Consider the following 11,694-nt stretch of genomic DNA (forward strand, 5'->3'; position numbering starts at 1 on the left):
CACCTCGTCCTGTTCGACAACTTCAAGGCCGAGACCGCCGGCTCGCCGGCGAGCGGACCGGCCAGTCACGACTGGTGCGCGGTTGCGCTCACCTTCTCCGCTGCCGCCGCCACCGAGCTGCGCGTTGTTGCAGCCAGGTTCGTCTGTTCGTGCAGTGAAGCCGCCACCTCGCGTTGAGCTGTGGCCACGGTGCCCAGCCGGGCCGCCACGCCGCCGACCGCCGAGGCCGCCGCCGAAGCGCCCGCCGTGACCTGGCCGACCGTGGTCTCGATGCGGCTCGTCGCCGCGGCCGTCTGCGCCGCCAGCTCCTTGACCTCGTTGGCGACCACGCCGAAGCCCTTGCCCGCCTCGCCCGCCCGCGCCGCCTCGATCGTCGCGTTCAGCGCCAGGAGCTTCGTCTGGTCGGCGACCGCCTGGATCAGCCCGGCGACGGTGGCGATGTCGGAGATGGACGTTTCCAGCTCGCCGATGACCGTTCGCGCATGGTTGGAGTCGGTGAGCGCCGCTTCGACATCGTGCACCGCGCCCTGCACGGTCGTGTTCATGCCGGCGAGCGCGGACTGGAACGACTCCATCGCCGAGCCGGCCTCCGCGCCGAGGCGTACGCCGGCATCGGCCACGTCGGCGAGCACCGTCTCGAGCCGGCGGCCGAGCTGCTCGCTGCGCGCGACCTGCTCGGAGGCGTTCGCCGCGGCCTGCTCCTCGCGTTGCGTCGCGCTCTCGGCCGCGGCGCGCAACTGCTCCTGGTTCTCGCGCGCGAGCCGCTCGCGCTCGATGTCGGCCTCGGCCTCGGCCGCCGCCGCGAAGCGCCAGTACGTCAGCTGCGTCGCGCACATCCCCACAACGAACGCGATGTGCAGCAGCGAGAACCAGATCGGGTGGGCGTGGGCGGTCGGCGTGGAGTACACCATCTCGGCCATCGACATGCCGATCGCCAGGTGGTGGGCGCCGGTGAGCAGGATGCCCAGGAAGAGCGGGACCCAGTCCTGATAGAGGCTGACCAGCCCGAGCACGACGAAGAAGTGGAAGTGCAGGTCGGTGAGGCCGTTGCCGGCGTGAACGAGCGCCATCGCGGCGAACAGCATGCCGAGGGACACGGCGATGGAGCCGCCGCGGCGTGAACGCGCGATTCCGCCCCACATCGCGCACAACACGACACTCGCGATGAAGGACCAGACAAGCCAGGCCTCGTCGTGCACATGATTGCCCACGACGGAGTGTCCATTTGCGAGCGCGACCACGATCAGCACGGGTACGTGCAGCCACAGCACCACGGTCAGCGCTCGGTGCCGGGACCGGAACGCGGCGTCGCTGAGCCGGACCTTCGGCATGAGCCAGGAGAGCACTCCGGGCATGGTGTTGGCCCCCTACGTACTGATCGGATCTGTCCGTTTCATCGGCAGACCGGAGTCCGTCTGTAGGCGCGCCGCCTCAACCAGTACGGCGGCATCAGCGGCCTCGGGCAGCCCATCAGTATCGCCGGGCGCCGCGATCACGCCCGCGGCGAAGCGCGTGCCGAGCCACGCCGCGCCGCGGGGACCGATGTTGCACAGACGCGCAGCGAGGTATGCACCAGCGAACGCGTCTCCGCCCCCAACCGGATCCACAACGCGCACCGCGGCTGTCGGCATGTGCACCGGACCGTCGGAGCCCGCGTACCAGCACCCGTCCGCCCCCGCTTTCAGCACCACCTCGCGCACCCCGGCCGCCGCCGCCCGCCGGAACACCTCGCGCGGCTCCTCGGTGCCCAGCAGCGGCCCGGCCTCGTCGATTCCGAGCAGCAGAAATGTGGTCACCGGCAGCAACTCCCGCAACAGGTCCGTCACCGGCGGCAGTCCTGGGCGCAGGTTCGGATCCAGAGCCAGTCGTACTCCCGGCGCCCGCCCCGGTCGCGCCACCGCCCGCCCCAGCCGCGCCACCGCCCGCCGGGGGCCGTCCCCCAGCGCGGCGGTGAGCCCGGACACCGCGATGATCGCGGGTTGCACGTTCAGTGCGCGTTCGGCGTCGTTTTCGTCCATTGCGGACGCGGCCGAACCGTTGCGGTAGTAGTACACGCGCCGGGCACCGTCGTCGCGCACGTCCTTGGCGAAGACCCCGGTCGGCCGCGCGGCGTCGACCGCGACGAGATCGGTTTCGACCCCGAGCGCGGCCGCGGCCGCGAGTACCCGCTCCCCGAACGGGTCGGCCCCGACCCGGCTGCAGAACGCCGCGCGCACCCCGGCTCGCCGTGCGGCCGCGAGCAGGTTGAGCTCGGCGCCGGCCACGTGGACCGTCGTCGTCGAGCACGACGCCAGCGACTCGCCGCTCGCGGGTTGGAAGAGCACCATCGCCTCGCCGAGCCCGACGACGATGGGCCCGCGCGGAAGAGAGCCGAGGCCGCCGGAAGCAGTGGCCGCGGTGGTCATGGTGTCGGCGGTGCGCGGGGTGTTCGCGGTGTTTGCGGTCCCGGTGGTGCTTGCGCCGCCTCTGTCGCCAGGGCCGCCGACCGCGTCCAGAGCACCGCGAGTAGCGCCCGTCTGGCCTAGGCATGGCCCGGCAGTGTCCGGTTCGCCTACCCGTGGCCCGACGGCGCCCGGCTCGCCTAAACGCGGCTCGGCGGTGCCCGGCTTGCCGAGTTGCAGCCCGGTGGTGTCCGTCTCGCTCAGCCGCGGCCCGGCGGTGCCCGGCTTGCCGAGTTGCGGCCCGGTGGTGTCCGGCTCGCCCGGCCGCGGCCCGGCAGTGTCCGTCTCGCTCAGCCGCGGCCCGGCGGTGCCCGGCTTGCCGAGTTGCGGCCCGGTGGTGTCCGGCTCGCCCGGCCGCGGCCCGGCAGTGTCCGTCTCGCTCAGCCGCGGCCCGGCGGTGCCCGGCTTGCCGAGTTGCGGCCCGGCAGTGTCCGGCTCGCCCGGCCGCGGCCCGGCGGCGCCCGGCTCGCCGGTCACAGGCCCAGGTCCGTGAGGATGTCGTCCAGCGCCGCGAGGGTCGCCGGGTCGGCGTCGGTCGCGGGGGAGCGCACCGCCGCCGAGGCGATCACGCCGCGGCGGAGCAGGACGTGTTTGTGGATCGACCACGCGATGCCCGGCTGCAGGCCGAACCGGATCAGCGGCAGCAGCCGGTTGAAGGCGGCTCGGGCGGCCGGGGCGTCGCCGGACGCGAAGGTGGCGAGTACGGGGGCGAGGAGGTCCGGGAACTCGCCCGCGGGCATGGTGCCTGCGGCGCCGCGTGCATATTCCTCCAGTACGAACAGTGCGTTTTGACCACCCAGCACCAGGAAGTCATCGGCGGTCGCGTCCACCACGTTGCCGAGCTTCGGGGCCGTCGGCTGGGTCTCAATCTTCACGGAGGTGACGCCGTCGAGTTTGGAGAGCTCGACGATCAGCGGTACCGGCAGGTTGATCCCGGTGGACGCCGGCGCGTCCTGGACCATCACGGGCAGTCCGCCCTCGGTGGCCACGGTGCCGTAGAAGTCGACGATCTGGCTGGGGGAGGGCTTCACCATGTACGGCGGGATCACCATGCCGACGGTGGCCCCGGCCTCGGCCGCCGCGTGGGACTGCGCGATCGCGTCCGTGGTGCCGGTCGCGGAGATGCCGGCGATGACGGGGATGGTGTCGGGGAGCTCGGACAGTACCGCTGCCAGAATCTGCTGCCGCTCCGCCGCGCTCAGGGAGAAACCCTCGCTCGCAAAGCCGAACACGGCCACTCCGTCAACGCCGGCGGACACGGAGAACGCAACCAGCCGGCGCAGGCTGTCCAGATCGAGCGCGCCGCCGGGCTGGAACGGCGTGGCGAGCACCGGAATGAGGCCACGGACATCGGACGAGCGGGTCACTGATCCTCCACGAGAGCACTGATGTCGACGTCGACCCCGAGTCCGGGGGCCGTCGGGAGCGGGAACGAGCCGGGGCCGCCGGCGAGCGGGGTGGTCAGGATGCGGTTCGCGACGGGGAAGGGGCCGGGCTGGAACTCGAACGCCGGCATCGCCTCGATCGCGGCGGCCACGTGCAGGCCCGCGGCCAGGACCACGCCGAGCCCGACCGAGTGATGCGGCGCGACCGGCAGGTGGAAGGCTGCGGCGACCTCGGCGATCGCCATCGCCTCGGTGATGCCGGTCCGGCCGATGTCCGGTTGTGCAAGGTCGAGTGCTCGATGCTGCATCCAGAGCCGGAATTCGTACCGATGTCGCAATGCTTCACCGACCGCCACCGGCGTGGTCAGAGCGGCGGCGAGTTCGCGGTGGGCCTCGAGGTCCTCCGGGACCAGCGGCGCCTCGAGGAACCAGGCCCCCCGCTCGTCCAGGGCACGCCCGAGCCGGAGGGCGTCGGCGAGGTCGTACGCCCAGTGCGCGTCCACGGCGACCGTCATCCCGGTGGCGGCCACGGCGTCGTAGGTCGCGAGGTCTCGCTCGACCCCGTGTCCGAGGTGCAGCTTCACGCGAGTTGCACCCTGTGCAAGCCAGTTGCGGGCAAGCGCGGCCCGGGCCTCGTCGTCCGGCACCGGAAGGCCCGACACGTACGTCGGCACGGTGTCCCGGAAGGCGCCGCCGAGCAGGGCGTACACCGGGAGGCCGGCCGCCTTGCCGGCCAGGTCCCACAGCGCGACGTCCACCGCCGCGAGGGCGTCGGCCTGGTGCCCGCCGAGGTGCCCGCGCTCGCGCATGAGTCCGGACAGCCTTGCCCAGAGCGGTCGCACGGGGCGCGGGTCGGCTCCCAGCAGGATCGGGGCGAGGAGCCGGTCGACGATCGCCTGTGGTACCTCGGGGCCGACCGGAGCCAGGCACTCGCCCCACCCGACGGTGCCGTCGTCGCAGGTCAGCCGCACGATCATGGTCTCGTAGCGGTCCGAGTAGAGGCTGCGCCAGGGCGGGCGCCGGTAGTACGGGCGGTCCGAGGCCTCCCGGGTCGCCGCGCCGAGATAGACGTCCTCGCCGCGCAGCTTCACCGCCCAGGTGGCCACATCAACGATCTTCACAAGGCATCCCCACATTGCGGTTGACCGCTTGCAACATGCGGGATATCTTTCCGTATCGCGCAAGCAATTTCCAGAGTCAACCTGGGGGCTCTCGTGAAGGACTCCCGGGCGAGCAGGTTTCACCCAGTAGTACCCATCGCGAGGCACGCGCCGTTCTGGCCGGACCTTCGCGAGGACGGGCGGGTCCCATCGGACGGTGCTCGCCCTCGCGAGGGCAAGCACCGCTCTGCCGGACCTTCGCGAGGCGAACGGTTCCATCGGACGGTGCTTGTCCTCGCGAGGGCAGGTGCCATCCGGGCGAGATCGGCGGCGCTTGCGCGAGTGAGCGTCACCGCGCACGAACGAACGCGCCTGCGTGAGCGAGCGCGACACAGCAGATCAGCAGACCCCCGAGAGAGGGCCCGATGGCAGCGGATGCCGGAAGCAACCAGAGCGTCGACCGCGCGCTCACGGTCCTGCGGGTGTTCACGACCGGCCGGAGCGAGCTGCGCGTCTCCGACGTCGCCAAGCTCGCCGACCTCGGCCTCTCCACGGCTTCGCGGCTGCTGGGGACGCTGGAGGCGGCGGGCTTCGTCGACCGCGACCCGATCAGCGGCCTCTACCGCCTGGGCCTGGACACGGTGAGCCTCGGGGGCGCCGTGCTCAACGCCCATCCCGTGCACCGCGAGGCGCGCCAGATCGCGCAGAACCTCGCGGCCGAGGTCGGCCTCGGCGTCAACGTCGCCGTCCGCCGCGACGTGCGCCTCTTCTACCTGCTCAACTTCGAGGGACGGCAGGCGCCGCGCTCGTTCACCCTCGCCGGGCAGCACAACCCGCTGCACGCCACGGGTCTGGGCAAGGCGCTGCTCAGCGGCGTCGAGCCGGGGGAGCGCCGGGAGATTCTCCCCGGCCCGTTCCTGATGTCGTACACCCCCAGGACCATCACCGACCATGAAGCCCTCGACGCCGAGATCCAGAAGTCGCTCGCGCGCGGGTACTTCTCCGAGGTCGAGGAGCTGGCGCTGGGCCGGGCCTGCCTCGCCGCTCCGATTCGCGACGCGACCGGCGGCGTGGCGGCGGCCCTGTCGGTCTCCGGCCCGCTGTCGGCGATCGACCTGCCGAACCGCGAGTCCGACCTGGCGCGCAGCGTCATCGAGGCCGCGGACTCGATCAGCATCGGCCTCGGCTACGTGGGCCCGGGCCACCAGGGCGCCTTCCCCGCGAGCATGGCGCGAACGGACGACCCGCGATGAGCGAGCGTGGCGCGAACGGACGACCCGTGATGAGCGAGCGTGCGGAGACCCGGCCGCCGGCGCGTGGGTGCGCGAACGGGCAGGTCGCGATGCGTGAACGCGCAGGCTTGGGCCGCCGCGCGTGCGGTGCGCGAACGGAGGTGGCGCGATGAGCGAGCGTGTACGAGGGCGGTCGCTGGTGTGTGAGCGCGCGGGTCGGCGCGCCCCGACGTGTGAGCGCGCAGGAATGCGGTCGCTGGTGTGTGAGCGCGCGGGTGGGCCCGCTGGGGTGGGCGAGGCCGCCGGAACCGGGCCGCTGGTGCGTGGGCGTGCGAGTGGGCCGGCCGCGGTGGACGAGTGCGCGACGAGGCGGTCGTCAGTGGGTGGGCGCGCGATCGGGCGGGTCGTGGTGCGTGAACGCGCAGGGTTGGGCCGCCGCGGGTTCGGTGCGCGAATGGAGGTGGCGCGATGAGTGAACGTGCAGAAGCCGTGCCCGCGCAGCGGCTCGGTGAGCGCGGGCACGGGCACGGGCTGAAGGACCGCACGTTCGGGTTCCTCCTCACGCTTCCGGCCCTCGCGCTACTCGGTGCCGTTGTGCTGTATCCGCTCATCGGCGCGCTCAGTACGAGCATGTTCAAGCAGAGCCTCGTGCTCCCGGGGCGCTCGTTCGTCGGGCTCGACAACTTCACCGCGGTGCTGCACCAGAACTTCTGGCCCGTCCTCGGGCACACGATCGTGTTCACGGTCGGCTCGACGGTCGTACCGGTGGTCATCGGCCTCGCCCTGGCCCTCGCGCTCAACACGCGCCTCCGCGGGCGGGCCGTGCTCCGCGGCCTGTTCCTGATGCCGTGGGTCATCCCCGGCGTGGTCGTGTCGTTCATCTGGCTGTGGATCTTCAATGCGAACTACGGCCTGCTCAACGGGTTGCTCACCACGCTGCACCTGACGGACGAGCCGATCACGTGGCTCGGCCGGCCGGACACCGCGATGGCGGCGATCATCGTGGCCAAGAGCTGGGCGAGCTTTCCGTGGATCATGGTGATGCTGCTGGCGGGTCTGCAGACGGTGCCGTCGGCGTTGCATGAGGCCGCGGCGTTGGACGGGGCCGGTGCGGTGGCGCGGTTCTGGCATGTGACGTTGCCGCATCTGCGGGGGATTCTCGGGATCGTCGTGCTGCTCGAGGTGATCTGGAACGTGCAGCACTTCGACATGATCTATGTGCTCACGGGTGGTGGTCCGGCCGGTTCGACGACGACGTTCGCCGTGGCCGTGTACGACACCGCGTTCAAGGCCTTCGACCTCGGCAACGCGAGCGCGCTCGGCGCTCTCTGGCTGGTGCTCATCCTCGTGCTGACCGTTGTGTACGTGCGGCTGTCCGAACGGGGGGAGCGTGCATGAGCGTGCAGGAGTTCGTGCGCGAAACGCGCATGGCGCGCGCCGTGGCGGTGTCGGCGGTGAGTGGCGGCCAAGCGGAGATGCGTAGGTCGCGCATGACCGGGCCGGAGACGCGCGAGGCGCACGCCGTGACGGAGGTGCGCGGGTCGCGCCTGACGGTAACGCCGGAAACGCGCGAGGCGCACGCCGTGACGGAGGTGCGCGGGTCGCGCCTGACGGTAACGCCGGAAACGCGCGAGGCGCACGCCGTGACGGAGGTGCGCGGGTCGCGCCTGACGGTAACGCCGGAAACGCGCGAGGCGCACGCCGTGACGCAGGTGCGCGGGTCGCGCCTGACGGTAACGCCGGAAACGCGCGAGGCGCACGCCGTGACGCAGGTGCGCGGGTCGCGCCTGACGGTAACGCCGGAAACGCGCAAGGCGCACGCCGTGACGGAGGCGCGTAGGTCGCGCCTGACGGCAACGCCGGAAACGCGCAAGCAGCACACGCCGCGCGTGTCATCGGCCGCGACCCCCACCGCGGCCGTTCAAGTCTGTCCGTTCGAGCGGAGTGAGCGCACATGACCGTGCAGGAACTCGTCCGGACCGAGCCGGCCCCGCCGGCGGTGCCGGAATCGCGCAAGCCCCGCCGCCCGCGCACGCTGCTCGCCGCGACCACCGTCGCGATCGTCGGCGTGTTCGCGTTCGGCCCGATCTACTGGGTGTTGGTCACGGCGTTGACCCCGACGCAGGATGTGTTCCGTTTCCCGCCGCACGTCTTTCCCGACCGTGTCACGTTCGAGCATTTCGGCGGCATCTTCGAGAATCCGAAGCTGCTCAAATACCTCCTCAACTCCCTGATTGTCTCGGCGGTGACCGCGGTCCTGACGGTGGTCGTGTCGGCCTATACCGGGTATTCGTTCGCGAAGTTCCGCTATCGGGGTCGTCGTTCGCTGATGTATCTGGTGCTGGCGTCGCAGATGTTCCCGCAGGCTCTGTTGCTCATCACGTTGTATCTGGTGTTCAGTCAGGCGGGTCTGCTCAATTCGTATCTGGCGTTGATTTTGTCGTTCACGACGTTCACGTTGCCGTTGTGTGTGTGGATGTTGAAGGGGTTCTTCGACACGATCCCGGATGAGTTGATCGAGGCGGCGAAGGTCGACGGGGCTGGGCAGGGTGCGATCATCCATCGGATTCTGTTGCCGGTGTCGTTGCCGGGGCTGGTGGCGACGGGGTTGTTCGCGTTCATCCGGGGCTGGAACGATTTCATGTTCGCGCTCACGCTTGCCGGTCCGGACAGGCAGACGCTGCCGCCGGGTCTGGTGAACACGTTTCTGGGCGAGTTCGAGACCGCGTGGCCGGATCTGATGGCCGCGTCGCTGGTGGTTTCGCTGCCCGTTGTCGTCGGTTTCACCGTGTTGCAGCGCTATCTGGTCGCCGGGCTCACCGCCGGTGCTGTGAAGGGCTGAACACCCCCCGCATTGGAGTGACACATGAGCATTTCCCGCCGCACGTTTCTGGGCGCGCTCGGCTTGTCGACGCTGGCTGCCTGCGCCCCTTCCACTCAGGCCCCGACCCCCGCGGGCACCGACGGTCTCAAGGACGACGGGGTGCGGGAGTTCCCGTTCACGTCGTGGTCGTTCAACGAGGCGGTCACGAAACAGCCGATGCAGGACGCCATCGGCACGTACACCGCGGCGAACGCCGGGGTGAAGATCACGACGCCGTCGTATCCGTACAACGACTATCTGAACCAGGTGTTGTTGCAGGTGCAGGGTGGTCAGCTCAAGGGTGTGGTCCAGCTCGACGTCGCGTGGCTGGCCACGCTGGCCGCGACGGGGAAGTTGCTGGATGTCAGGAGTGTGGCGGGCGGGCTGGACTACGCCCCGGCCGCGCTGGCGCTGGGGCAGTCGAACGGGGTGCAGTACGGGCTGCCGTGGACGTTCGCCGGGATCGGTCTGATCGCGAACACCGAGTTGCTCACCAGGGCCGGGGTCACCGGCCTGCCGAAGACGGTCGCGGAGTTCGAGGCGGCGCTCACGGCGGTGAAGGGTCTGGGCGGCGGGATCGTGCCGTGGGCGGGGATGACGAAGGTGGATCAGCTCAAGGACATTATTCCGTGGATGTGGGCGTTCGGGTCGCCGATCGTGCGGGACAACAGGATCGTGATCGGTGACGACGGCAGTGTCGAGGCGCTGAGCTGGTACAAGAAGCTGTATGACCAGAAACTGATCGCGCCGGACGTGAACCGGGTCGATGCGCGGGCGCTCATGTCGCAGGGCCGGACCGCGTTCTACGAGGACGCGATCGGCGGCAAGGCGACGGTGGCCAAGTCGTCGCCGGACAAGGACCTCGCCGCCAAGATGACACCGCTCGCGCGGCCGGTGCGCAACGCCGGGGACAAGCCGCGGCACCTCGCGTGGGGGCAGGTCATCGCGGTCATCAACGGCGCCGGCGCGGCCGCCGCCGCGACCTTCGCCAAGACCATCACCACCGACAAGAGCTACACCATCGACTGGTTCACCAAGACCGGCCTGCCGCCGACCACCAACGCGGGGCTGGCCGACGCGGCGGTGCGCAACGACACGTTCGCCACCCAGTTCACCGCACAGATCGGCGCGAACTCCAGCGCGAGCCCGTTCTGGGTCTACCCACAGTTCTCCCAGATGGAGAAAGTCCTCGCCGAAGAGGTCCAGTCCATCCTCATCGGCAAGAAACAGGTCAAAGAGGCGCTGACCTCGGCCCGCGACCGGATGAACGACCTCATCAAGTGAGCGGGGGCAGGGCGGTGGTGACGGGGGCGGCCGGCGGGATCGGCTCGGCGGTCGCGGCCCGGCTCGCCGCCGACGGGTTCGACGTCCACGGCGTCGACCGCGCCGACGGCGACCTCACCACCGAGGCCGGCGTCACGGCCGCGCTCGGCGGCATCGGCCCGGTGGCGGCCCTGGTGCACTGCGCCGGGGTCACCACCGGCACACCGGCACACGACACGACCCTCGCCGACTGGCACCGGGTCCTCGACACCAACCTCACCTCCGCGTTCCTGTGCGCCCGCGCCGTACTGCCCGGCATGATCGAGCGGCGCCACGGCGTCATCGTCACCATCGGCTCCATCCACGCCACCCGCCACTTCCCCGGCCTGCCGGCCTACAGCGCCGCCAAGGCCGCCCTCGCCGCGTTCACCCGCCAGCTCGCCGTCGACTACCGCCGGTACGACATCCGCGCCGTCACCATCACCCCCGCCTGGGTCCGCACCCCCGACACCGAAACTCGCCTCACCGACCCCCACGACCTCGCCCGCCTCCAGGAAACCCAGCACCTCGGCACCCCCGACGACATCGCCGCCGCCGTCTCCTACACACTCACCGCCCCCTACCTCACCGGCACCGAACTCGTCCTCGACGGCGGCGCCGGCGCGGCCCAGACCGCCGCCCTGCTCCGCCCCGGCCCACGAGCCAAGCTCGGCCTGCCCCCACTCCAGGAAGGACCGTCATGACGTTCGACGAGCTGCTGCACGCACGGCCGCTGGTCGCCATCCTCCGCGGCGTGCCCGTGGCGCGGGCGCTGGAGCTCGCCCGGGCGGTGTGGGACAGCGGCCTCGGCGTGGTCGAGGTGCCGATCCAGAACGCGGAGGCCCTCGACTGCCTGCGGGCGCTCGCGGACACCGCGCCGGCCCCGGCGCTCGTCGGGGCCGGCACGGTGCGCAGCGCCGAGCACGTCGCCCAGGCGGTCGCGGCCGGGGCCCGGTTCACCGTCGCGCCCGGGCTCGACCTCGACGTCGTGCGGGCCAGCCACGACGCCGGGCTGCCGCACCTGCCCGGGGTCGCCACCGCCTCGGAGGTGCACCACGCGCTCAACGCCGGCTGCGGCTGGCTCAAGGCTTTCCCGGCCGGTTCGCTCGGCCCGGGCTGGCTGCGCGAGATGCGCGGCCCGTTCCCCGAGGCCCGGTTCGTCGCGACCGGCGGGGTCGGCGCCCACAACGCCCGCGAATACCTCGCCGCGGGCGCGGGGGCCCTCGGCGTCGGCGGCGCGGTCACCCGCGAGGGCGGCCTCGCCCCGCTCCTGGAGGTCCTCAGCACCCTCTGACCAGGGAAAATTCCATGCGAAGGGAGGTTCTCACCACACGTCCCATGCGAAGCACACTCTGACCAAGGAAGGCCACA

Annotated in this window: 11 protein-coding genes; 7 read left to right on the top strand and 4 right to left on the bottom strand. The window is 71.2% G+C overall.

The genetic code is table 11. The annotated features are described in order from the left end of the window. Window positions 1-65: 65 nt before the first annotated feature. From ACQP1P_RS09885 to ACQP1P_RS09900, 4 genes are read right to left on the bottom strand one after another with little or no spacing between them, the layout of a single operon-like run. Complete coding sequence (locus ACQP1P_RS09885; protein WP_433085210.1) at window positions 66-1,355, bottom strand: methyl-accepting chemotaxis protein; 1,290 nt, start codon at window positions 1,353-1,355, stop codon at window positions 66-68. 12 nt (window positions 1,356-1,367) lie between these two features. Beyond that, window positions 1,368-2,918 carry a PfkB family carbohydrate kinase gene (locus tag ACQP1P_RS09890; protein ID WP_433085212.1) on the bottom strand — a complete coding sequence of 517 codons (1,551 nt, stop codon included), beginning with the start codon at window positions 2,916-2,918 and terminating at the stop codon, window positions 1,368-1,370. Further along, window positions 2,915-3,808 (bottom strand): dihydrodipicolinate synthase family protein, encoded by an 894-nt coding sequence (locus tag ACQP1P_RS09895; protein WP_433085214.1) that lies wholly within the window; start codon window positions 3,806-3,808, stop codon window positions 2,915-2,917. Before ACQP1P_RS09895 ends, ACQP1P_RS09890 begins: the two co-directional genes overlap by 4 nt. Continuing rightward, the gene (locus ACQP1P_RS09900) at window positions 3,805-4,947 is read right to left on the bottom strand and encodes a mandelate racemase/muconate lactonizing enzyme family protein (RefSeq protein WP_433085216.1); all 1,143 of its coding nucleotides are present in this window, start codon (window positions 4,945-4,947) and stop codon (window positions 3,805-3,807) included. The genes ACQP1P_RS09895 and ACQP1P_RS09900 overlap by 4 nt, the downstream gene beginning before the upstream one ends. A gap of 404 nt (window positions 4,948-5,351) precedes the next feature. On the opposite strand from ACQP1P_RS09900, the gene ACQP1P_RS09905 reads away from it, so the two are divergent. The 7 genes from ACQP1P_RS09905 (at window position 5,352) to ACQP1P_RS09935 (ending at window position 11,617) form a co-directional block, all read left to right on the top strand. After that, complete coding sequence (locus ACQP1P_RS09905; protein WP_433085218.1) at window positions 5,352-6,179, top strand: IclR family transcriptional regulator; 828 nt, start codon at window positions 5,352-5,354, stop codon at window positions 6,177-6,179. A 447-nt stretch (window positions 6,180-6,626) separates the two neighbouring features. Further along, complete coding sequence (locus ACQP1P_RS09910; protein ID WP_433085220.1) at window positions 6,627-7,556, top strand: carbohydrate ABC transporter permease; 930 nt, start codon at window positions 6,627-6,629, stop codon at window positions 7,554-7,556. Beyond that, on the top strand, window positions 7,553-8,116 hold the full coding sequence (locus ACQP1P_RS09915) for a hypothetical protein (protein WP_433085222.1): 564 nt from the start codon (window positions 7,553-7,555) through the stop codon (window positions 8,114-8,116). Before ACQP1P_RS09910 ends, ACQP1P_RS09915 begins: the two co-directional genes overlap by 4 nt. Further along, window positions 8,113-9,000 carry a carbohydrate ABC transporter permease gene (locus ACQP1P_RS09920; RefSeq protein ID WP_433085224.1) on the top strand — a complete coding sequence of 296 codons (888 nt, stop codon included), beginning with the start codon at window positions 8,113-8,115 and terminating at the stop codon, window positions 8,998-9,000. Before ACQP1P_RS09915 ends, ACQP1P_RS09920 begins: the two co-directional genes overlap by 4 nt. Window positions 9,001-9,024: 24 nt before the next feature. Further along, window positions 9,025-10,305 carry an ABC transporter substrate-binding protein gene (locus tag ACQP1P_RS09925; RefSeq protein WP_433085226.1) on the top strand — a complete coding sequence of 427 codons (1,281 nt, stop codon included), beginning with the start codon at window positions 9,025-9,027 and terminating at the stop codon, window positions 10,303-10,305. Continuing rightward, on the top strand, window positions 10,302-11,027 hold the full coding sequence (locus ACQP1P_RS09930; protein WP_433085228.1) for an SDR family NAD(P)-dependent oxidoreductase: 726 nt from the start codon (window positions 10,302-10,304) through the stop codon (window positions 11,025-11,027). Before ACQP1P_RS09925 ends, ACQP1P_RS09930 begins: the two co-directional genes overlap by 4 nt. Next, window positions 11,024-11,617, top strand: coding sequence for a bifunctional 4-hydroxy-2-oxoglutarate aldolase/2-dehydro-3-deoxy-phosphogluconate aldolase (locus tag ACQP1P_RS09935; protein ID WP_433085230.1), 594 nt, complete (start codon window positions 11,024-11,026; stop codon window positions 11,615-11,617). Before ACQP1P_RS09930 ends, ACQP1P_RS09935 begins: the two co-directional genes overlap by 4 nt. Window positions 11,618-11,694: the final 77 nt, after the last annotated feature.

The organism is Dactylosporangium sp. CA-052675 (assembly GCF_050947935.1).
Taxonomy (GTDB): Bacteria; Actinomycetota; Actinomycetes; order Mycobacteriales; family Micromonosporaceae; genus Dactylosporangium.